Origin of the sequence: Enterobacter cloacae, from assembly GCF_011078175.1 — a bacterium.
GTDB lineage: Bacteria > Pseudomonadota > Gammaproteobacteria > Enterobacterales > Enterobacteriaceae > Enterobacter > Enterobacter cloacae_Q.
Map to the genome: position 1 here is coordinate 128,876 of NZ_JAALCJ010000002.1, position 22,569 is coordinate 151,444.

The window sequence follows — 22,569 nt, forward strand, 5'->3', positions numbered from 1 at the left end:
GCTTCCAGCGCCCTGTAACGGAGCGCACATTGTAAACCATAGCTCTACAAGCACAAAAAATTAACGAATTAGCCATAGCTATACAATATAGCCTGTGCTATATCTGTATGTAATGCAGTCACCCTTCACGGATCGAAGGGATCATGAATCAGGAGGTCTTATGAATGAATTCAAGAGGTGTATGAACGTGTTTACCCACTCTCCTTTTAAAGTGCGCCTGATGCTGTTGAACATGCTGTGCGATATGTTTAACGGCAAACCACAGCAGGACGACAACTCTTCCCACTAAGCGGCGTCGCGGTACGCCGCTTCATTTTCCCGTCACACTTCCGTTGTAAACTGGCCTGTTCCCGATTATTTTTGCGGATTTGCAGCCCTCTTCGCAAAACATCTGTTTAGCAACTGTTGACCTTAATTCACGCTCGCACTATCTTCTTGCAGCCCTGCACAATTTGCGGCTCGCTGAAGCGGACCTCTCATTCCCTTTCCACGCACTGTCCGGCAGGCTTTGACCCTTGACGCCAGGGTGAGCACATGGCGTTTTCGTGATAGTGATCTATGAACGTAACCCTGATTGATACACTTGTTACCCGCAGCCGGGCCTTAAGCCCGTGGACGGGATTCTATTTTTTGCAATCGCTGTTGATTAACTTTGCTCTTGGCTACCCCTTTAGCCTGCTTTATGCCGTCGGGTTCACCTGTATACTTCACCTGCTGTGGCGAAGCGCACCGCGCGTACAGAAAGTGCTTATCGGGATCTGTTCTCTGGTTGCTGCCGCCTATTTCCCGTTTGGCCAGGCCTATGGCGCGCCGAACTTTAATACCCTGCTGGCGCTCCATTCCACCAATATGGAAGAGTCCACGGAGATCCTGACGATCTTCCCGTGGTACAACTACGTGGTTGGCCTTTTCATTTTTGCCCTCGGCGTGATTGCGGTTCGCCGTAAGCAGGTCGGGAAAAAAGCATGGGGTAAAATTGAAAGCCTGTGCCTGGCCTTTAGCGTGGTGACGTTTTTTGTTGCGCCGGTACAAAATCTGGCCTGGGGCGGCGTGTTTAAGCTTAAAGATACCGGTTATCCGGTATTTCGCTTCGTCAAAGACGTGGTGGTGAATAACGAGGAAGTACTCGACGAGCAGGCGCGTATGGCCGAGCTTTCCACCATGAAAGACACCTGGAACGTGCTGGCGGTGAAACCGAAGTATCACACCTACGTGGTGGTGATCGGTGAAAGCGCGCGTCGCGATGCCCTCGGCGCGTTTGGCGGTCACTGGGATAACACGCCGTTTGCCAGCACCGTCAACGGTACGCTGTTTACCGACTACGTGGCGGCCAGCGGCTCGACGCAGAAATCACTCGGTCTGACGCTCAACCGCGTGGTGGATGGAAAACCGCAGTTTCAGGATAACGTTGTCACCCTGGCCAACCGGGCAGGTTTTCAGACATGGTGGTTCTCCAACCAGGGACAGATCGGCGAGTATGATACCGCCATTGCCAGCATCGCGAAGCGTGCCGACGAGGTGCAGTTCCTGAAAAGCGGTGACTTTGAAGCGGACAAAAATACGCAGGATGAAGCGCTGTTAAAAATGACCGCGCAGGTTTTCGCCACCCAGCGCACCCAGCCGCAGCTGATTGTCCTGCACCTGATGGGGTCACACCCGCAGGCATGCGATCGTACCGGGGGAAAATATGCGGAGTTTGTGCAATCCAAAGAGACCTCGTGTTATCTCTACACCATGACGCAAACCGACGATCTGCTCAGCAAGCTGTACGCACAGCTGCGCAACAGCGGCGACAGCTTCTCGATGGTCTATTTCTCTGACCACGGTCTGGCATTTAAGGAGCGCGGTAAACAGGTGCAGTATCTGGCACACGATGACAAGTTCCAGCAAAACTTCCAGGTACCGTTTATGGTGCTGTCGAGTGATGACAAAACGCATCGCATTATAAAAGCGCGCCGTTCCGCGAACGATTTCCTGAAATTCTTCTCACAGTGGACGGGGATTAAGGCGAAAGAGATAAAAAATGATTACCCGTTTATCTCCGGGAAGAAGGGCCCGCCAGTTTACATTACCAACTTTAAGTTACAGAAAGTCGATTATAACCATCTTGGGACCGATATTTTCGATATTAAGAGTAAGTAATTTCTGCCGTTTCGTGCGGGCTGATGCCCTCACCCTGGCCCTCTCCCACGGGGAGAGGGAGAAAACCTGACAATTCCCTCTCCCTGTAGGAGAGGGTTAGTGCGCTAAAAACGGCAACCTCTGGTTGCCGTTTTGCTTTTACCTTCCATAAAAAAAATCCGCCACAATGGGCGGATTTTTTACTGGCTCACCGAAGTGATTAGAAGCGGTAACCTACGCCCGCGATCCAGGTGCCAACGTCAACGTTGCGGATACGGCTCTGCTCATAGGAGAAGTCCAGTGCAACGTTTTCGATTGGGTTGAACTGCATACCCGCGCCATAGGAGAAGCCGTAGTCGCTGTTGCTTGCAGTGCGGTTCAGACCTTCGTTTTCGGTCTGCTGGAATTTACCGTAGCCAACACCTACAACACCGTAGATGCTTGCCCAGTCATTCAGGCGGTAAGCAGGACCCGCGGTGATGCCGTAGTACTGACCTTTATTGTAAGAGCCATTTTCAGTACGATCTTTCTCGGTGTAAGTGAAAGAACCGATCACACCCAGCGGGTTGTTGTCTTGCTCGTAACGGTACTTCAGGTTGAAACCGTTGGTTTTGTTCATCACGCCCTGCATATCGCTCTGAGCGTAACCACCGGTTACAGTAGAAGTTGCCGCTACAGCGGTACCTGCGGAAACAGCCAGAACAGCTGCCAGTGCTGAAAGACATGCAATTTTTTTCATAACCACCTCAAATGTGCTTCAAGTAAGTCCGTAAGTTTTAAATATATCAAAAAATTCTGTGAAACTCTTTGTCATTCACGATGTCTAATGAGACCTTTCCTGTAACAGAACGTTTCCAACACCAGCTATCTCGTTAAAATAACACCAGATTTTCACTGCTAAACGCTAATAGTGCGCGTCATCACCTTTTAGTTCATCCAGATTATTCCTAATCTTTCAGGCGATAAAATCATCAACGTTTTCACATTTTACGGATTTTCCCTGGTTTTTTTTCAACAGTAGCTCAACCGTTGCAGCTTATTTCCATTACACTGCGACTTTTACCTCTTTTGACATTAATTGACAGGAGAAAGGATGCCTGGTGTATCTCGTAAATCGTCGGTCTGGATGCCGGTGGCAGTCATACTTATCGCGATGATGTCCATTCAAAGCGGCGCATCGCTGGCAAAATCGCTTTTTCCGCTGGTTGGTGCGCCCGGCGTCACGGCGCTGCGTATCGCACTAGGCACCCTAATCCTGGTGGTTATCTTTAAACCCTGGCGGCTACGTTTTAAAAAGGCGCAGCGACTGCCCCTGCTCTTTTATGGGCTGGCGCTGGGAGGGATGAACTACCTGTTCTATCTCTCTATTCAGACCATCCCGCTGGGGATCGCGGTTGCGCTTGAATTTACCGGCCCGCTGGCGGTTGCCCTCTTTTCTTCGCGTCGTCCGGTGGACTTTATCTGGGTCATACTGGCCGTCCTGGGGCTATGGTTCCTGCTGCCGCTAGGTCAAAGTGTTTCACAAATCGATCTGACAGGGGCCGCTCTGGCGCTGGGGGCGGGGGCGTGCTGGGCGGTTTACATTCTCACAGGCCAGCGTGCGGGTGAAGAACACGGTCCCGCGACGGTCGCCTTAGGCTCGCTGATTGCCGCCATCATCTTTGTCCCGATCGGAATGGCACAAGCCGCGGACTCTATATGGCAGTGGTCCATCCTGCCGGTTGGGCTGGCGGTCGCCATTCTCTCTACGGCGCTTCCCTACTCTCTGGAGATGATCGCTCTGACGCGTCTGCCCACTCGCATATTTGGTACGCTCATGAGCATGGAGCCCGCGCTGGCTGCCATCTCAGGAATGATTTTCCTCGGGGAAACCCTGACCCTGGTGCAAACGCTGGCACTCTGTTCCATTATCGCGGCGTCTATGGGCTCCACGTTGACCATGCGCCCGGACCCAAAAGTTCATAAAATTGACCTTAACTAAGCTTTTAATTCTGCATGGCTCACCCGCCATGCAGAATATAGGCCACGTCAGTGGCTCAAATAATTTCTTACAAAATCTCTCATATTGCCAAAATATTTCACCTGACCTCTTTCCTGGAGAGTGAATTAAGATTGATCTGTATCAACTTAAATAAAACACCTATATTTCAGAAACTTAATAATACAACCTTCCTTTCGCTATTAAACCAATAGGCAGCACCAAACCGCAGACAATAAATCCGGTGCTATACTTAGTTCCGTAATTACCTGGGACACAAACATCAAGAGGATATGAGATTATGAGTACCGCTAAACTGGTGAAAACGAAAGCGTCTAATCTGCTTTATACCCGTAACGATGTATCGGATAGCGATAAAAAAGCGACCATTGAGCTGCTGAATCGCCAGGTTGTCCAGTTCATCGATCTTTCGCTGATCACCAAACAGGCTCACTGGAATATGCGCGGTGCAAACTTTATTGCCGTTCATGAAATGCTGGATGGCTTCCGCACAGCACTGGTGACTCATCTGGATACCATGGCCGAGCGCGCCGTACAGCTGGGCGGTGTGGCACTGGGTACCACACAGGTGATCAACAGCAAAACGCCACTGAAAAGCTATCCGCTGGATATCCACACCGTTCAGGATCACCTGAAAGAGCTGGCTGACCGTTACGCGATTGTGGCGAACGATGTGCGTAAAGCAATTAGCGAAGCCAAAGATGAAGACACCGCCGATATCTTCACTGCCGCGTCACGTGACCTGGATCAGTTCCTGTGGTTCATTGAGTCCAACATCGAATAATCCCTGCGGATTTTCCGAAATGCCCTCGCCCCTGGCGGGGGTTTTGCACATTTATGGTGCGCACTTTTGTCCGCAACGGCCGCAAAAGTAAATAAAATGTAATAATCACCTCACACAACCGTTAATGGAAGATTGTTTTTTCGTCAGATTCTGCGCTAAATATCCCCCTGTCAGAAGACCTTAACGAAACGCACCAAAACGGTGCTCCATTCTGGTGCAACCTGACAGAGTTGCCACGCTTTTTGTGCAATGCGTGACATCGTCCCCTTTGCAAAACAACAACTTGTAAAACTGGCATGATTTTTTCATTGTGCCAGAGGTTCTCGCAGGGGATTGCCCCGTGGATATAAAAGGAAATGCTATGAAGTCTGTATTAAAAGTTTCACTGGCTGCACTTACCCTGGCGTTTGCGGTGTCCTCGCAGGCTGCCGACAAACTGGTTGTGGCGACCGACACGGCGTTCGTACCGTTTGAATTCAAACAGGGTGATAAATACGTTGGTTTTGACGTTGATCTGTGGGCCGCTGTCGCAAAAGAACTCAAACTGGATTACACCCTGAAGCCAATGGATTTCAGCGGCATTATCCCGGCACTGCAAACCAAAAACGTTGACCTGGCGCTGGCAGGCATCACCATTACCGAAGAGCGTAAAAAAGCCATCGATTTCTCTGACGGCTACTACAAAAGCGGCCTGCTGGTGATGGTGAAAGCGGATAACAACGACGTGAAAAGCGTGAAAGATCTCGACGGTAAAGTGGTCGCCGTGAAGAGCGGAACCGGCTCCGTTGATTACGCGAAAGCCAACATCAAAACCAAAGACCTGCGTCAGTTCCCGAACATCGACAACGCGTACATGGAACTGGGCACCAACCGCGCTGACGCGGTGCTGCACGACACGCCTAACATCCTTTACTTCATCAAAACTGCCGGTAACGGCAAGTTCAAAGCGGTAGGCGACTCTCTGGAAGCGCAGCAGTACGGTATTGCGTTCCCGAAAGGCAGCGACGACCTGCGGAACAAAGTGAACGGCGCGCTGAAAACCCTGAAAGAGAACGGCACCTATAACGAAATCTATAAAAAATGGTTCGGTACCGAGCCTAAATAATTTCACCTGACGTCAGGTTTGTAACGCCCGGTGGCGCTTACGCTTACCGGGCCTACGTTTTTGGTTTTCACCACGGTATACAGGAATACATCATGCAGTTTGACTGGAGCGCCATCTGGCCTGCCATTCCTCTGTTGCTTGAAGGCGCTAAAATGACCCTGTGGATTTCGGTCCTCGGTCTGGTTGGCGGGTTGATTATCGGTCTGGTGGCCGGTTTCGCCCGCACCTACGGCGGCTGGATTGCAAACCACATCGCGCTGGTTTTCATCGAAGTGATCCGCGGCACCCCCATTGTGGTGCAGGTCATGTTCATCTACTTTGCCCTGCCAATGGCCTTCACGGACCTGCGCATTGACCCGTTCAGCGCCGCCGTTGTCACCATCATGATCAACTCCGGTGCCTACATTGCGGAAATCACCCGCGGTGCGGTGCTGTCGATTCATAAAGGCTTCAGCGAAGCCGGTCTGGCGTTGGGCCTTTCACGCCGCGAAACGATCCGCCACGTTATTCTCCCGCTGGCGCTGCGCCGCATGCTGCCACCGCTGGGTAACCAGTGGATCATCAGCATTAAAGATACGTCGCTGTTCATTGTTATCGGCGTGGCTGAACTGACCCGCCAGGGACAGGAAATTATTGCGGGCAACTTCCGCGCGCTGGAAATCTGGAGTGCGGTAGCCGTTGTCTACCTGATCATTACTCTGGTTCTGAGCTTCGTTCTGCGTCGTCTTGAAAGAAGGATGAAAATCCTGTGATTGAATTTAAAAACGTTTCCAAGCACTTTGGTCCAACCCAGGTGCTGCACAATATTGATTTGAACATTAAGCAGGGTGAAGTGGTGGTCATTATTGGGCCGTCAGGTTCCGGTAAATCTACCCTGCTGCGCTGTATCAACAAGCTGGAGGAGATAACCAGCGGCGACCTGATTGTCGATGGCCTGAAGGTTAACGATCCGAAAGTGGACGAGCGCCTGATCCGCCAGGAAGCGGGTATGGTGTTCCAGCAGTTCTACCTGTTCCCGCACCTGACGGCGCTGGAAAACGTGATGTTCGGTCCTCTGCGCGTGCGCGGGGCCAGCAAAGCGGCAGCGGAAGCGCTGGCAAAAGATCTGCTGGCGAAGGTTGGGCTGGCGGAGCGTGCCCACCACTATCCCTCTGAGCTGTCCGGTGGCCAGCAGCAGCGCGTGGCAATTGCTCGCGCGCTGGCGGTGAAGCCAAAGATGATGCTGTTTGATGAGCCGACGTCCGCACTCGACCCGGAGCTGCGTCACGAAGTGCTGAAAGTTATGCAGGATCTTGCGGAAGAAGGGATGACGATGGTGATCGTGACCCACGAAATCGGCTTTGCCGAAAAAGTGGCGTCCCGTCTGATCTTTATTGATAAGGGCCGTATCGCGGAAGACGGTGATCCGCAGGCGCTGATTGCGAACCCACCAAGCCAGCGCCTCCAGGAGTTCCTGCAACACGTCTCCTGATAGCCACACAGAGCCGGGCATGCCCGGCTTTTTTACGCCGGATTGTTCTCAAAACCTCCCCTCCGCTCCCCGCGCTCTATACTTATCATTTTGCACGATATTTTTGTCGGAGGACGCCGTGCCGTGGATCCTGTTGCTACTGTTTAGCCTGTTTAGCGCGCCATCACTTGCTGTAACCCTTCCCGGCGTCACCAGCGGGGCCACCGCCACCCAGCAAAATGCGCCGCCAGAACCAGACGCTGAACAGAAAAAAGCCGCCTACGGCGCGCTTGCCGACGTGCTTGAGAACGACACGTCCCGGCAGGAGTTAATCGATCGGCTAAGGAAGGTTGCCGCCACGCCGCCTCAGGATCCGGTTCCCGCTATTGCGCCACCGGAAGCAGAAGAAGAAAAAACGGTGCTGGAAAACGTCACCGACATCAGTCGCCGCTACGGTGAAGCCCTGTCGTCGCGTTTTGCCCAGCTCTATCGTAACCTGGTTGGCACCTCGCATAAGCCTTTTAATCCCTACACCTTTTCCGCAGCCGCCACGCAGTTTGCTATTCTGGCCGGCGCCGTATTCATTTTTTACTGGCTGTTACGCCTGTCTGTCTGGCCGCTTTACCGGAAGATGGGCCAGTGGGGACGCAAAAAGAATCAGCATAAAAGTAGCTGGCTGCATCTTCCGGCAATGATTACCGGAGCCTTCATCATCGATCTGCTGCTGCTGGCTCTGACACTGTTTGTCGGCCAGATGCTGGCCGACCGTCTTAATACCGGAAACAAAACCATCGCGTTTCAGCAGGGACTGTTCCTCAATGCGTTTGCCCTGATTGAGTTCTTTAAAGCTCTCCTGCGGTTGATCTTCTGCCCGCGCGTGCCGGACCTTCGCCCCTTCGCCATTTCGGATCGGAGCGCCAAATACTGGGCGGTGCGGCTCAGCGTGCTGAGCGGGTTGATCGGTTATGGCCTGCTGGTTGCCGTTCCCATTATTTCCAACCAGGTTAACGTGCAGTTCGGCGCGCTGGCGAACGTGCTGATCATGCTCTGCATTACCGTCTGGGCGCTGTACCTCATTTTCCACAATAAAAAAGCGATCACCGACAGCCTGCTGCACCTGGCCGATCGCTCCCTCTCCTTTTTCAGCCTCTTTATTCGCGCCTTTGCGCTGGTGTGGCACTGGCTGGCCAGCGCCTATTTTATTGTGCTCTGTTTCTTCTCCCTGTTCGACCCGGGCAACAGCCTGAAATTTATGATGGGGGCAACGTTCAAAAGCCTGGCGATTATCGGCATAGCGGCCTTTGTCTCAGGCCTGCTCTCCCGCTGGCTGTCGAAAACAATCACCCTGTCGCCGCAGGTGCAGCGTAATTACCCTGAACTGCAAAAGCGGGTGAACGGCTGGATGACCGTATCCCTGAAGGTGGCGCGTATTCTGACGGTCTGCGTGGCAATTATGCTGCTGCTGAACGCGTGGGGTCTGTTTGATTTCTGGAACTGGCTGCATAACGGCGCGGGGGAAAAGACCGTTGATATTCTTATTCGTATCGCGCTGATCCTGTTCTTCTCCGCCGTCGGCTGGACGCTGCTGGCAAGCCTTATCGAAAACCGTCTGGTGTCGGATGTCCACGGCAGGCCGCTGCCAAGCGCCCGCGCCCGCACGCTGCTGACCCTGTGCCGCAACGCGCTGGCGGTGATCATCAGTACCATCACCATCATGATTGTGCTGTCGGAAATCGGCGTGAACATCGCCCCGCTGCTGGCGGGCGCTGGCGCCCTGGGTCTGGCGATCTCCTTTGGTTCGCAGACGCTGGTGAAGGACATTATCACCGGCATTTTTATCCAGTTTGAGAACGGGATGAACACCGGGGATCTGGTGACCATCGGACCGCTCACCGGCACAGTGGAACGCATGTCCATTCGCTCCGTCGGCGTACGTCAGGATACCGGCGCGTACCACATAATTCCGTGGTCATCGATCACCACCTTTGCCAATTTTGTGCGCGGCATTGGTTCGGTGGTGGCGAATTACGATGTGGATCGTCACGAGGACGCCGATAAGGCGAAACAGGCGCTGCGAGATGCGGTGAGTGAACTGATGGAGATGGAGGATATTCGCGGGCTGGTAATTGGTGAACCGTCTTTCGCGGGCATCGTAGGGCTGACGAACACGGCCTTTACCCTGCGCGTGTCGTTCACCACCCAGCCGCTTAAGCAGTGGACGGTGCGCTTCGCCCTCGACAGCATGGTGAAAAAACACTTCGATCTGGCGGACGTGAGAGCGCCGGTGCAGACGTACCAGGTATTGTCGCCGCCCGCTTCGCCGCTCCCTCCGCAGGAGCCGACGCTGTAACCGAGCCGGGTGGCGGCTTCGCCTTACCCGGCCTGCGAAGGGGTGCTATTTGCGGCGTTTGTTATCGTCCATAAAGGTCCAGGCGATAAAGCGGCTCTGCTTCTGGCCCTGCGCCATCTCTTTTTTGACCACTTTAACCGCACCGGCTTCGGTCAGGGCGCGGTAAAGCGGCGGCAGGTTATCGCCGCGGGAGACCAGCGTGGTAAACCATTTCACCTGACGACCGAAGCCCTTACTCTCGGCAATCATGCGCAGTATAAATGCCACTTCCCCGCCCTCGCACCACAGCTCCTGCTGCTGGCCACCAAAGTTCAGCGCGCCATCTTCAGACTGCCCAAGGTTACGCCGCTTGCGTTCACTCCCCGCGCGTGCGGAGGCGGCAGAGTCGTGGAACGGCGGGTTGCACAGGGTGGCATCATAGTGTTCATTCTTATGAATAATGCCGTTGAATATAGCCGCGGCATCCTTCTGACGACGCAGACGAACGGCCCGGCTTAACCCCGGGTTGGCGTTGATAATGGCCTGCGCGCTGGCGAAGGCCTCGACACCGATCTCGCTGCCGGTAAACCGCCACTGGTACTCATGCGCGCCAATCAGGGGGTAGATCAGGTTCGCGCCCGTACCGATATCAAGCACGGTGGCCTGTTTCGGCACTACGCCGCCATTGTCATCCGCCAGCAGATCGGCAAGATGATGGACATAATCCGCACGGCCTGGCACCGGCGGGCAGAGAAAGCCATCCGGGATGTCCCAGTGCGTAACGCCATAAAAATGGGCCAGCAGCGCTTTGTTCAGCGTTTTAACCGCCAGCGGATCGGCAAAGTTTACCGACGGTTCACCGGCCGGGGTCTGAACGATAAAATCCTGCAATTCCGGGCAGCTCAGGCACAGGGCTTTCATGTCGTAGCGGCTACGGTGGCGGTTACGCGGGTGCAACCCCGGCTTTTGGGAAGTCATGGCATTCTCCTTTAAACAGCCGCGTAAGATACCCTGTGACGGCGCGGGGGTAAATATCTGTCTGCGCTGCACAAAAAATCGACGAAAATCAGCAACCTGTATGTCTATGATCTGTCAGCAAAATGTCAGAATTTATCGTTCAAAAAATAAGCAGATCATCATCAAATTTTTGCGCTAAATCACCCTCGTCAGGCTTCTAAACTTAAGAGGAATCACCTGTTGTTTCCCCTGAGGATGTGATTATGAAAAAGTATCTGACCTTTATTATTGCGGGTGCGCTGGCAGGCGCATCGTTCTCAGCCTGGTCCGTTCAACCCCTGACCGACAGCAACGACACCAGCCAGCTACGTGCGGCGGGGACGGTTTCTGTCAGCCGGGCAAGCAACCTGGATGACCTTCAGGACAAGCTGGCCGAAAAAGCGCGTCAGGAAGGGGCTAAAGGCTTTGTAGTGAACGCCGCCGGTGGCGATAACCATATGTACGGCACCGCAACTATCTATAAATAACGCCCCCTTTTCCCACACTGCATCTGCCAGGCGGATGCAGTTCTCATTTCCTTCCTTCGCCTTGACTGTGCGTTTTTTAACCCCATATTAAGATAAATGGCTTAAACAGATCAGGAGAACATGATGGCTTCCGGCTGGGCAAATGACGACGCCGTAAACGAACAGATCAACAGTACCATTGAAGATGCGGTTGCCCGTGCGCGCGGTGAAATTCCGCGCGGCGAAAGTTTAATGGAATGCGAAGAGTGCGGAGATCCGATTCCTGAGGCACGGCGTAAAGCCATTCCCGGCGTACGGCTATGTATCGCCTGCCAGCAGGAGAAAGATTCAAAAAATTCTTCACATTCAGGATATAATCGCAGAGGATCGAAAGACAGCCAGTTACGTTGACTTTCCTTTACCGAAGTTAACCGCGTCAGCAGTTTACTTTACGCTCACGACTTTTAGCGAAACGCGTAGCAAATCGTGCCCTTCCGATGGCTTCTGTAAAGCGCATCCACAAGAAGTGTCAATTCCGTTTCTGAACTTATTAATAATCAATAAGTTATTTGTCATTCAATTTTTTTGAGCAACCACGTCAATTCTCTTCGATTTTATCTTCCGCTAAAAACCGTGATACTTATCACATCGACGGAACATCGTCCCCTTAACAGAATAACCTGCGAGAATTTACCTATGAAAACCATCAAATATGCTGTTGCCGCTGTTGCCCTGTCCGCTCTGTCTTTCGGCGCTTTCGCCGTAGAGCCAGTCTCCTCTACCCAGGCGCAGGATCTGAACAAAATCGGGGTGGTGAGTGCTGAAGGCGCGACTACGCTGGACGGTCTGGAAGCAAAACTGGCTGAAAAAGCTGCCGCTGCCGGCGCAAGTGGATACACCATCACGTCTACTAACGGTAATAACAAGCTGAGCGGTACTGCGGTTATCTACAAGTAATCGAACGAATTATGCTCCACCCTCGCCATACCCTCTGGTGAGATGCTCCAACCCTCATTGACCCTGTTGTTGTTACCCTTGTTTGCCCGTCCGCCACTGGACGGGCTTTTTTTTGCTTAAAACAACTGCGCCACGCGCTGCAATCCGGCTTCAACGGATGCCGCTTCTCCTGCCGCCAGCAGACAGCAGGCCATTTGCAGCTTAATTGACTGCGGGACCGGCACCTTTCCGGCCAGACACTGCACTATCCAGTGCGCGGTGACCTGCGGATCTTTCGACTCAGGCAGGATCGCATCGCTGTTCTCTTCCCCACGTTCCAGCACGACCCGCGTCCCGGCAGGCTCAATCAGCATCATCTGTGGACAACGCTGCGGGTTGGCGTACACCTCCCCTTCCGTCCCGTGCATCAGCAGCGCCCGCCCGCCAATTTCGGCAAAAAATTGTCCGACTCGCGTCACGTATTCCGGATGGGAGACGCTGGAAAGACGCAGCGCGGCGTCTTCGGCAAACGGCGTCGCCAGCTTCGCCAGGGTATGAGCACTGTTACGTACACCCATGCGCCAGCGCATATCCAGTTGCTTTTCCAGTGGCGGGCAGAGCGCGCGCACGGGAATATAGACCGGCTGGTTCCCCTCCAGTTTTGCCTGCGCCTGGCCGGCATGGAGAGTGGGTTCGATGCCTAATAATTCCAGAATGGTTTCTGTCAGCACGCGCGTCGGATCTTCGCTCACGCCATGCACCACCACCGGGAAACCAAGTTTCTGCAACAAAATAGCCAGCAGCGGCGTGAGGTTTGCCTGCTTACGCGCGCCATTGTAGGTCGGGATCACAATCGGCATCGGCTTCGTGACGGGCGGGGTTAAACGCATCGTCTGCGACTGCATGGCCTCATAAAAACCGCGCATCTCCGCCTCACCTTCGCCTTTGATGCGCAGCGCAATGAGAATGCCGCCCATTTCCAGCTCTGGCACGTCGCCATTCAGCATATGCGTGTACAACGCACGGGCCGTTTCCTGGTCCAGATCCCGGGCGTGGTTTTTTCCACGCCCTACCTCTTTGATAATTTTGCGGTAATCCACGACATTTCTCCTGACAGCATCATCTTGTTAACAATATAGCCCGATGACCACGCCCCCGATAGTGTTTTGTGATCATTATCAACCTGCTGTTTTCAGTTAAAAAAATTTAACTCAAGCACTTTTTACATTATTTGTGATTGGGACAAAAGATTCGTGATTGCCCTTTTTTTGATTAAATAAACACCTGAAAGTCATTAAAGGCCAACGGTGAAAACGTCCAGGCAACGTTTTTGCCAGAAACAAATCAGGATTTAGTATGAACAAGGTTGCATTAGGGTTATTTATTGCTGCAACGGTGGGATGTTCTGCATCCGCATTTGCAGCAACCAACGGTGAAGGCCAGATCAATTTTACCGGCGAAATTATCGATTCTGCCTGTCAGGTCGTGAATGGATTAAGTAATCCATTAAATGTTGAGTTGGGTAAAGTGTCAAAAACGGTTTTCACGGGTGCAGGTTCGACCAGCACATTAAGGACGTTTGATATTAAGTTATCGAATTGCCCGGAAACGGTGACCTCCGCAGCGATTAACTTCGGCGGTACGCCGGATGTTAATAACAACGGCGCACTGGCAATCACGCCAGATACAGACGCCGCGACAGGCGTGGCAATTCAACTGGTTGACGCTTCCGGACAGCCGGTCAGCCTGTATACGCCTTCGAAGCAATATCCGTTAGCCTCCGGCACGGCAGTTAACGATCTGGAATTCGGTGCGCGTTATATTCAGACCCAGGCAGCAATTACCGCAGGTCCTGCCAACTCGGTATCGACCTTCACCGTTATTTATAACTGATCTTATCAATCCTGAGATATTAATGCTCTTGCGGGCATTAATATCTCTTCTATTTATTGAGAAATCTTTATGCGCCACGGTTATTTACTGAGCACGCTTTTACTGATAGCAGCCTCGGCACATGCGGGTGTCATTATTAATGGTACTCGTCTGGTCTATCAGGGAGATAAAACGGAATCATCTCTTGGTCTTTCAAACCCAGATACGACGGATTATCTGGTACAGTCCTGGGTCGATTCTGGCAGTAAAAACCAGGCCAAAGCCCCATTCCTGATCACCCCGCCGCTTTTTCGTCTGGATGCGAAAGAGGATAACGTCCTGCGCGTGGTCCGTACGGGCGGGAATTTACCGGAAGACAGGGAATCCCTGTACTGGCTGAATATTAAAGCGATACCGTCCTCAAAGCATGTAGACGGCGAAAATACGCTGCAAATTGCCATTAATACCCGCATTAAATTGCTGTACCGCCCGTCTGCGGTAAAAGGCAGACCAGACGATGTGGCCGATAAACTAGAATGGCGTCGTGAAGGTAATGATTTAGTGGTGAATAACCCCACGCCCTTCTATATGAACTTCCAGACCGTCACGCTGAATGGTCAGAAAGTCACAAAAGCGACCTGGGCCGTACCGAAAACCGAAACGCATTTTGCTTTACCGGGCAACGTCGCAGGCTCGACCGTCGTGTATTCCATTATTACTGATTACGGCAGCATCAGCCATACCTGGTCGAAGTCCGTTCATTAATAATATATCGCTGAATTAAGATGATCATGTACAGCCATAAAAAGCCGTTCACCTGCCGGATTTCGTCATTACTGGTCATTCTTTGTGGCCTGGCAATGGCGATCTTTGCGCAGCAGGTTTTGGCCGATGATTATTTTAACCCTGCTCTGCTGGATATTGATAATCCGCAGCAGGGTATGACCGACCTGTCCGTCTATGAAAAAGGACCGGGCCAGGCACCGGGTAAATATCAGGTCGCGGTGTTTATCAATAACGCGAAAATTGATACCCGCGACGTAACCTTTACATTAATGAAGGATGCTCAGGGTAACAGCACGCTTCAGCCCTGCTTTAGCCTGGATGATTTAAAAAGCCTTGGAATCAAAACCCAGAAATACCCGCAGCTGATGGCAAAAGGTCAGTGTGCCGATTTAAACGCTATTCCTGCGGCATCTGCGACCTTTCGCGTTCGCAATCAGCAGTTGCAGCTGAGTATTCCCCAGTCGGCGCTGGGCCAGGTGCCTCGCGGTTACATCGACCCCAAAGAATTTGACGAAGGGATCAACGCGGGTCTGCTTAACTACAGCGCAAATGCCAGCCAAAGCCATGCGCGCCAGCAGGGAGAGCAGGATAACAGCAGCCAGTATGTCAACCTGCGTCCCGGTTTGAACATCGGTGCCTGGCGGGTACGTAATTATTCCACCTGGAATCGCAGCACCACGGGTAACGAAGAGGAGCAAAAATTCACCTCCGTTTATACCTATGCGCAACGGGATATTGTGGCGATGAAAAGCGACCTCACCGTTGGCCAAAGCTCCTCGCCTTCCGACGTTTTTGACAGCGTGCCCTACACCGGCGTAGAGCTGAAATCCGACAACGATATGCTGCCAGACAGCGAAAAAGGCTATGCCCCCATTATTCGCGGCACCGCCCACAGCAACGCGCTGGTGATGGTCCGCCAGAACGGTTACGTCATTTATCAGAACACGGTCGCACCGGGGGCGTTCGAAATTAACGACCTCTACCCTACCGGCAGCAACGGCGATCTCCAGGTCACGGTGAAAGAAACCGACGGCAGCGAAAGCCATTTCGTCGTGCCCTATGCCTCCGTGCCGGTGTTGCAGCGTGAGAAAAATCTGCGTTACAGCGTCACCGCCGGGCGTTATCGCTCTTATGACAACGATGTTGAAAAGACGCCGTTTGCCCAGGGAAGTGCCATCTACGGTTTACCCGACGGCTTCACCGCGTATGGTGGCCTTCAGCAGAGCAGCCATTACCAGTCGCAGGCAATAGGCGCCGGGAAAAACATGGGCGATCTGGGTGCGTTCTCCATCGACGTTACCCGCGCCAGAGCCCTGCTGAAAAAACAGCAGTCCAGCAAAGGCCAGTCATGGCGCGTACGCTACAGCAAAGATTTCGCCGGTTCGGGCACCAACTTTACGCTTGCAGGCTATCGCTATAACAGCAAGGGGTTTTACACGCTGGACGACACCCTGGAGTCGTATACCCGATCCGACGACTGGTCTGCTCCCCAGCAGCGCCGCGCCCGCGCCGAAGCAACTATTGACCAGACGCTGCCGGAAGGCTGGGGGGCGGTCACGCTGAGCATGGTGAAGGAAACCTACTGGAGCCAGAGCCAGGACATGACATCCATGAGCGTCAGCTACAACAACAGCTGGCACGGCGTAAGCTACAGCCTTAGCTACAGCATGAACAAAAACACCCACGATAGCGATGAAGACGGTAATGAGGTAACGAACGACAACCAGTTCTCGCTGAGCGTTTCAGTTCCGCTGGATCGCTGGATGCATAACACCTGGGCCACGTACAACCTGAATAATACCAAAGACGGCACCACGCAGAACATCGGTCTGAACGGTACGGCCCTGAAAGAAGACAACCTCAACTGGAATATCCAGGAGGGACTGAGCAGTACCGGTAGCGGTAATTCCACCAGCATCAACGCCGACTACAAAGCGACCTATGGCGAAGTGAGCGCAGGGGTTAGTCAGGATAAGTATCAACACACCCTGAACGTAGGTTTGCAGGGCGGGGTAATTGCCCATGCCAACGGCATCACGCTGAGTCAGCCGCTCGGAGAGACGGTCGCACTGGTGAAAGCTCCGGGAACGCACGGCACCCATATTACCAACCAGACGGGCGTGGAGACTGACTTCCGCGGCTATACCGTCGTGCCGTTCGTGACCGCCTATCGGCACAACACCATTGCGCTGGATACCGAAACGCTGCCGGACGATGCTGACGTCACCCACGCCGCGCAGATCGTGACCCCTACCCGCGGCGCCGTGGTACGCGCCAGCTTTAATACCCGCGTGGGCAATCGCGTACTGATGACGCTCACGCAAAACGGAAAACCGCTGCCCTTCGGCGCAACGGTTACTACGGACGACAAGGACAGCGAATTTATTGTCGGAAATGACGGTCAGACCTACCTCTCGGGTCTGCCACAGCAAGGGCATCTCAGCGTTTCCTGGGGGCAGGAGGCGAGCGAGCACTGCGTCGCTGACTATGCCCTCACGGATGAGAAAGCGAAATCCAGCATCATTAACGCTGCCGCGCAGTGTCACTGATTACCGAGCAGGCAAAACATTATGCAGATGATTAAACAGTGTTTTTTCTTACTGATCCTGGGGACCGCGGCGCTATTTATGCCGCATGCGAAGGCGAGCTGCACGACGCCGGATCTCCCCAAAATGATTAACGTGGCATCCATTTCTGTCCCAACGACGCTGGCCGTTGGCGCAACGATCCCAGGGACAGAACAGAGCGTTCATGTCGCAGGGCATTGCGATCAGAGCGTCGACAGCGGTCTGGAAATTGTTTCCTGCTACTACGGTACCGGCGCGGAAATTCCCGGGCTCAAGGGCGTATACGATTCCGGCGTACCGGGGATTGGGGTCGCGCTGATGAACGTTCAGGGTCAGCGAATCAGCGGCGCTGGGGGCATACAGTGCGATTCGCGCGGCACCCCCGTTGGCTACGTCTCAACCGATGGTACCCAGTCTTTTAATTTTGAGGTCACGCTTGAACTGGTGAAAACAAGTGACACCGTGACATCAGGCACGCTGGTGCAATCTCAGACCGTGTTCGGTATTGGCGTTTTTGGCCATGAAGGGATTGGTAACCCTAACCACATTGCCTATGCCGGTAACGTCATTCTGCATCAAGTTACCTGCTCCGTTTCGCCGAACAATCTCACCGTTAATTTAGGCGATTTTCCCGTCAGTGATTTTATCAGTGTTGGTTATCTCGCTAACCCCGCACAAAATTTTAACATCACCGTAAACTGCGATACAACCGTACAGCCTGAGCTAAAAATCACCAGCGCTAACGGATATGAAACCGCATTTGAGGGAGTGCTTAAACTCACGAAGCAGACAAACATGGCAACCGGCGTCGGGGTGAGAATGCTGTTTGATGACCACATTGCCACCTTTGACACGTACGTGAGTACCCAACGACAGGCCGTTGCCAATGAAACGCTGGACATCCCCTTTCAGGTTCGATACGAGCAGACCGCTGATGTCGTGACGCCCGGCCCCGCCAACACCGTTGCAACCATCACTCTCGCCTATAAGTGACCGACATGAAAAAGACAATCGCATTGCTGGCGCTGGGCTTAATGACCCAGGCCTATGCAGAAGACATTCAGATCCAGATGACGGGAAACATTTACGCCAATACCTGCGTCATCGATACCGCCAGCAGGAATTTGACGGTGGATTTGGGTCAGGCACTATCGGGCAGTTTTAAAGACGTGGGCGATACCGGCGAGTGGAAAGATTTCTCGCTGTCCGTATCACATTGTCCGTCGACGCTCGCGCTCGCCACCGCTTTTTTCTATGGTCAGCCAGACAGCACTCACCCGACGAAATTTGCCAACACAGGCACCGCAAAGGGGCTGGCGCTGGAGCTGGCAGACCGACAGGACAAAATACTGATTGCCCCGCAGGCCGCCTTTAACGCCGCCATCAATCCGAGCGACCACACGGCAACCTTTCCTCTGTCCGCACGTTACTACGCCACCTCAATGCCCGTCACTGCCGGGACCTTCAGCAGCGTGATTCAGGTGACATTCACTTACCAGTAGGACCGCGCCCCTTAGCATGGATGCTTTTTCGACGCCCGGCAGACCGTTTAGCCGGGCGTTTTTTTATCTCCGGCACGTCCGGCCGCTCAATCGGGAACACCGGCAGCGCATTGAGCAGCCGTTGACCATAGTTTTTGGTGAGCAGACGTTTATCGTAAATCACCACCTCGCCCCAGCAGCCGTGGCTACGAATCAGTCGTCCCACTTGCTGAATGAGGTTAAACGACGCCGCAGGCAGGCTTTGCACCTCGAAGGGATAGCGGTTAAGGCTTTTCAGCCACTCGCCTTCGGTGATCACCACCGGGCTGTCGATGGGCGGGAAGGCGATTTTATGGATGTGCACCTGCGTCAGGTAGTCTCCCTTCAGATCCAATCCTTCCGCAAAAGACTGTAACCCTACCAGCACGCTGCGTTCGCCGTTATCAATGCGCTTACGGTGTGTTTCCACCAGGCGATAGCGCGGCTGATCGCCCTGCACCAGCAGGAGCAGCCGCAGATCGGTCACGTGTTCAAGAAAGCGCTGCATCGCTCGCCCGCTGGCAAACAGTACCAACATGCCGGGGTATTTTTTGCTCTCGACCTGTTCGCGGAAGTAGGCCGCCATTTCCGCAATATGCTGCTCTTCGTTGTCGATAAGCGGTTCATAGTGCATACGCGGAATGACCAGCTTGCCCTGTTCGCAGTGGTTAAACGGCGAGTCCAGGGCCACAAAACGATCCCCCGCTTTCTCTTTCAGGCCGCTCATCTCCTGCAATCTTGAGAAGCTATTCAGGGAACGCAGGGTCGCCGACGTCACTACCACGTGCGGCACACTGCGCCAGATTAGCTTTTCAAGCTGATCCGCTACGCGGATGCCTACGCAGTGGAAGAACAGATGTACCTGCCCGTCCCGCACTTCGCGGGTCGCCCATTTCGTCACCGGTGCACCTGACGCCTGCGCCATCGAGGCCAGCCGCCAGAGCTTGCTCTGCGCCTCAAACATGCCCAGCGCACGGTTCATTTGTAGCAGAATACGGTGTAAACGCACCACGTCATGGGTACCGGTTTTCTCGCTGAGATCGTTTAAGAACATCTCCGCCAGCCCGCGCAGCTTTTCGAGGTGCTTCGCCAGCTGCTGGCAAATCTCCATCACTTCATCCGGCAGCTCCCCCATTGCGAAACGGTGTTCGGCCTCCTGGGCCGCAGGAAGATAGAGGTTCAGAATGTTGTTCAGGGACGAGATAAGGCTGTAAACCTCTTCACAGTGCTCGCTTAACCGCTCCGGAACCGCCAGCGGCGGCGTGGTTTTCGGGCGAAACTGCTCCATGCAGGTTGCCACCAGCTTGCAGAACAGGTCCAGTTGCAGGCGAAACCACGGGGCAGTAATTTCCGCACTCATCTCCAGTGCATCCCGCGCCACGTCCGGCAGATGGTGGCCTTCGTCGAGCACCAGCAGCAGATTTTTGGGTTCTGGCAGCACCGCTTCACTCTCCAGCGCGGCCATCACCAGCGCGTGGTTGGCCACCACCACTTCCGCTTCCTGAATTTCACGCCGGGCGACAAAGAACGGGCATTCGCGGTAGTAGTGACAGTTCCGGTTCAGGCAGCTCGCTTTATCGGTGCTAAGCCTGCGCCACAGGTCGTCGCCGATCGCCTGGCTGGTGTGATCCCGCAGGCCGTCCCACTTATAGCCGTCGAGATCGGCCTTCAGCTTTGCGCACTGCTCCTGCTCCGCCTTGTTGTTTGGCGTCAGCTCGTCATCAAGAAACGCGAGCAGATCCTGCTGGGAGGGGTCACTGCTGGCCAGCGCCGCCAGATTGCGCGGGCAGACGTAGCGCCCGCGACCAAAGGCGGCGGTAAACCGCAGGTCGGGAATAATTTTGCGTAAAAGGGGTAAATCTTTGCTGAAGATCTGATCCTGCAAGGCGACGTTCGCGGTGCTGACCACCAGCGTTTTGTCTTCCTCCCGCGCAATCGCGATGCCCGGAATGAGGTACGACAGGGTTTTCCCAACGCCGGTCGGGGCTTCAATCGCCAGATGTCGCCCGTCGTCCCCGGCGAGCGTTTTGGCCACGTCGGCGATCATCTGCCGCTGCGGCGCTCGGGGGATAAAATCGGGGATCTGCTGTTGTAGCGCCTTATACCAGGCGCCTATCTGCGCTTTCAGCGCCGCGGTTAAAGCCATTGGAAAACCTGAAATACTGTATAAACAGCCACTATTGTGGCACTTTCTCTTCGCTGCCGCAAAAAGAAAAGCCCGGCCTTACGACCGGGCTTCCAGATTACTGCGGGTTAGCAGGCTTGCGCGGGCGGCGTCGACGCTGCCCCTCGCCTGCCGGTTTCCCTTCGCCGCTACGCCACGGGTTTTCACCGGCTGGTTTGCTGTCGTTATGACGACGCGGCGGTTTGCCTGATGACTTCGGCGAGCCGCCTTCGGCACGACGCGGCTGCTGGCCGCGACCCCCGCCGCCCTGACCGCGACCGCCGCCCTGACGACCGTTCTGAATCGGCTCGGCTTTGATCGACGGATCGACTTCATAACCCGGGGTTTCAATGCGCGGGATCTCTTTCTTCAGCAGGCGTTCGATGTCGCGCAGCAGCTTGTGCTCGTCCACGCAAACCAGAGAGAGCGCTTCGCCGGTGGCCGCCGCACGGCCGGTACGGCCGATACGGTGAACATAGTCTTCCGGCACGTTTGGCAGCTCGTAGTTCACCACGTGCGGAAGCTCTTCAATATCCAGACCACGGGCAGCGATGTCGGTCGCCACCAGCACGCGGATGTCGCCGGATTTGAAGTCCGCCAGCGCACGGGTACGCGCGCCCTGACTCTTGTTACCGTGAATGGCGGCGCTGCGAATGCCGTCTTTGTTTAGCTGTTCGGCCAGATGGTTAGCACCGTGCTTGGTGCGGGTAAAGACCAACACCTGCTGCCAGTTACCCTGGCCGATCATCTGGGAGAGCAGTTCCCGCTTGCGCTTCTTATCAACGAAGTGAACGTGCTGCGTCACCTGTTCGGAAGCGGTGTTGCGGCGCGCGACTTCCACTTCCAGCGGGTTATGCAGCAGCTTTTCCGCCAGCGCCTTGATCTCGTCGGAGAAGGTCGCGGAGAAGAGCAGGTTCTGACGACGCGCAGGCAGCTTGGCCAGCACGCGGCGAATGTCGTGAATAAAGCCCATGTCCAGCATGCGGTCGGCTTCGTCCAGCACCAGAATTTCGATGCTATCCAGCTTCACCGCGTTCTGGTGTTCGAGATCAAGCAGACGGCCCGGCGTTGCCACCAGCACGTCCACGCCGCCGCGCAGCTTCATCATCTGCGGGTTAATGCTCACCCCGCCGAACACCACCAGCGAGCGAATGTTGAGGTAGCGGCTGTACTCACGCACGTTCTCACCAATCTGCGCGGCCAGCTCACGAGTAGGCGTCAGGATCAGGGCACGAACCGGACGACGGCCTTTGGCGTGCGGCTGGTTTTTTACCAGCAGCTCCAGCAGCGGCAGGGTAAAGCCCGCGGTCTTACCGGTACCGGTCTGCGCGCTTGCCATCAGGTCACGGCCCTGCAAAACGGCAGGAATGGCCTGCTGTTGGATAGGGGTTGGCTCAACGTAGCCCTGCTCTGCGATGGCGCGCAGAATTTCCGGGTTCAGACCAAGGGAATCAAAAGACATAAAAACTCCGA

At 54.3% G+C, this 22,569-nt stretch carries 21 protein-coding genes; 16 read left to right on the forward strand and 5 right to left on the reverse strand.

Annotation, left to right across the window (positions count from 1 at the left end):
- Positions 1–160: 160 nt before the first annotated feature.
- The gene (mntS, locus tag G6Q29_RS04795) at positions 161–289 is read left to right on the forward strand and encodes a manganase accumulation protein MntS (protein WP_165464747.1); all 129 of its coding nucleotides are present in this window, start codon (positions 161–163) and stop codon (positions 287–289) included.
- 269 nt (positions 290–558) lie between these two features.
- Positions 559–2,142 (forward strand): phosphoethanolamine transferase, encoded by a 1,584-nt coding sequence (locus G6Q29_RS04800; protein WP_165464748.1) that lies wholly within the window; start codon positions 559–561, stop codon positions 2,140–2,142.
- A gap of 199 nt (positions 2,143–2,341) precedes the next feature.
- On the opposite strand, the gene ompX is transcribed toward G6Q29_RS04800, so the two are convergent.
- Entirely contained in the window at positions 2,342–2,860 is a 519-nt protein-coding gene (ompX, locus tag G6Q29_RS04805; RefSeq protein ID WP_006809499.1) for an outer membrane protein OmpX, read from the reverse strand.
- A 354-nt stretch (positions 2,861–3,214) separates the two neighbouring features.
- On the opposite strand from ompX, the gene rhtA reads away from it, so the two are divergent.
- The 6 genes from rhtA (at position 3,215) to ybiO (ending at position 9,809) form a co-directional block, all read left to right on the forward strand.
- A complete protein-coding gene (gene rhtA, locus G6Q29_RS04810; RefSeq protein ID WP_165464749.1) occupies positions 3,215–4,102 on the forward strand; it encodes a threonine/homoserine exporter RhtA in 888 nt (295 codons plus the stop codon).
- Positions 4,103–4,400: 298 nt separating this feature from the next.
- Positions 4,401–4,904 carry a DNA starvation/stationary phase protection protein Dps gene (gene dps / locus G6Q29_RS04815; protein WP_165464750.1) on the forward strand — a complete coding sequence of 168 codons (504 nt, stop codon included), beginning with the start codon at positions 4,401–4,403 and terminating at the stop codon, positions 4,902–4,904.
- 361 nt (positions 4,905–5,265) lie between these two features.
- Entirely contained in the window at positions 5,266–6,009 is a 744-nt protein-coding gene (gene glnH, locus G6Q29_RS04820; protein ID WP_003858455.1) for a glutamine ABC transporter substrate-binding protein GlnH, read from the forward strand.
- 92 nt (positions 6,010–6,101) lie between these two features.
- Positions 6,102–6,761: a glutamine ABC transporter permease GlnP gene (glnP, locus tag G6Q29_RS04825; protein WP_003858462.1), complete on the forward strand. Its 660-nt coding sequence runs from the start codon at positions 6,102–6,104 to the stop codon at positions 6,759–6,761.
- Complete coding sequence (gene glnQ, locus G6Q29_RS04830) at positions 6,758–7,480, forward strand: glutamine ABC transporter ATP-binding protein GlnQ (RefSeq protein WP_165464751.1); 723 nt, start codon at positions 6,758–6,760, stop codon at positions 7,478–7,480. The genes glnP and glnQ overlap by 4 nt, the downstream gene beginning before the upstream one ends.
- A gap of 118 nt (positions 7,481–7,598) precedes the next feature.
- Positions 7,599–9,809 (forward strand): mechanosensitive channel protein, encoded by a 2,211-nt coding sequence (ybiO, locus tag G6Q29_RS04835; protein WP_165465074.1) that lies wholly within the window; start codon positions 7,599–7,601, stop codon positions 9,807–9,809.
- A gap of 45 nt (positions 9,810–9,854) precedes the next feature.
- Here ybiO and rlmF read toward each other — a convergent pair whose 3' ends face one another.
- Positions 9,855–10,766, reverse strand: a complete 912-nt coding sequence (gene rlmF, locus G6Q29_RS04840; protein WP_165464752.1) for a 23S rRNA (adenine(1618)-N(6))-methyltransferase RlmF — start codon at positions 10,764–10,766, stop codon at positions 9,855–9,857.
- Positions 10,767–11,008: 242 nt separating this feature from the next.
- On the opposite strand from rlmF, the gene mcbA reads away from it, so the two are divergent.
- From mcbA to ybiJ, 3 genes are all read left to right on the forward strand, one after another.
- Entirely contained in the window at positions 11,009–11,272 is a 264-nt protein-coding gene (gene mcbA / locus G6Q29_RS04845; RefSeq protein WP_003858470.1) for a DUF1471 family periplasmic protein McbA, read from the forward strand.
- 123 nt (positions 11,273–11,395) lie between these two features.
- Positions 11,396–11,662, forward strand: coding sequence for a DksA/TraR family C4-type zinc finger protein (locus G6Q29_RS04850; protein WP_165465075.1), 267 nt, complete (start codon positions 11,396–11,398; stop codon positions 11,660–11,662).
- A gap of 285 nt (positions 11,663–11,947) precedes the next feature.
- The gene (ybiJ, locus tag G6Q29_RS04855; RefSeq protein WP_003858474.1) at positions 11,948–12,208 is read left to right on the forward strand and encodes a DUF1471 family protein YbiJ; all 261 of its coding nucleotides are present in this window, start codon (positions 11,948–11,950) and stop codon (positions 12,206–12,208) included.
- A 116-nt stretch (positions 12,209–12,324) separates the two neighbouring features.
- On the opposite strand, the gene ybiB is transcribed toward ybiJ, so the two are convergent.
- Positions 12,325–13,287 carry a DNA-binding protein YbiB gene (ybiB, locus tag G6Q29_RS04860; protein WP_165464753.1) on the reverse strand — a complete coding sequence of 321 codons (963 nt, stop codon included), beginning with the start codon at positions 13,285–13,287 and terminating at the stop codon, positions 12,325–12,327.
- Positions 13,288–13,543: 256 nt separating this feature from the next.
- On the opposite strand from ybiB, the gene G6Q29_RS04865 reads away from it, so the two are divergent.
- The 5 genes from G6Q29_RS04865 to G6Q29_RS04885 all read left to right on the forward strand — a co-directional run bounded on the left by G6Q29_RS04865 (position 13,544) and on the right by G6Q29_RS04885 (position 18,914).
- Positions 13,544–14,080 carry a fimbrial protein gene (locus G6Q29_RS04865; protein WP_165464754.1) on the forward strand — a complete coding sequence of 179 codons (537 nt, stop codon included), beginning with the start codon at positions 13,544–13,546 and terminating at the stop codon, positions 14,078–14,080.
- 69 nt (positions 14,081–14,149) lie between these two features.
- Entirely contained in the window at positions 14,150–14,824 is a 675-nt protein-coding gene (locus G6Q29_RS04870; protein WP_165464755.1) for a fimbrial biogenesis chaperone, read from the forward strand.
- A gap of 26 nt (positions 14,825–14,850) precedes the next feature.
- Positions 14,851–17,394 carry a fimbria/pilus outer membrane usher protein gene (locus G6Q29_RS04875; RefSeq protein WP_165464756.1) on the forward strand — a complete coding sequence of 848 codons (2,544 nt, stop codon included), beginning with the start codon at positions 14,851–14,853 and terminating at the stop codon, positions 17,392–17,394.
- Positions 17,395–17,415: 21 nt separating this feature from the next.
- A complete protein-coding gene (locus G6Q29_RS04880; protein WP_165464757.1) occupies positions 17,416–18,405 on the forward strand; it encodes a fimbrial protein in 990 nt (329 codons plus the stop codon).
- A gap of 5 nt (positions 18,406–18,410) precedes the next feature.
- Positions 18,411–18,914, forward strand: a complete 504-nt coding sequence (locus tag G6Q29_RS04885) for a fimbrial protein (RefSeq protein WP_165464758.1) — start codon at positions 18,411–18,413, stop codon at positions 18,912–18,914.
- Here the strand turns inward: G6Q29_RS04885 and dinG are convergent.
- Positions 18,901–21,078, reverse strand: coding sequence for an ATP-dependent DNA helicase DinG (gene dinG / locus G6Q29_RS04890; protein ID WP_165464759.1), 2,178 nt, complete (start codon positions 21,076–21,078; stop codon positions 18,901–18,903). The genes G6Q29_RS04885 and dinG overlap by 14 nt on opposite strands.
- Before the next feature lie 97 nt (positions 21,079–21,175).
- Positions 21,176–22,558, reverse strand: coding sequence for an ATP-dependent RNA helicase RhlE (rhlE, locus tag G6Q29_RS04895; RefSeq protein ID WP_165464760.1), 1,383 nt, complete (start codon positions 22,556–22,558; stop codon positions 21,176–21,178).
- Positions 22,559–22,569 lie beyond the last annotated feature (11 nt).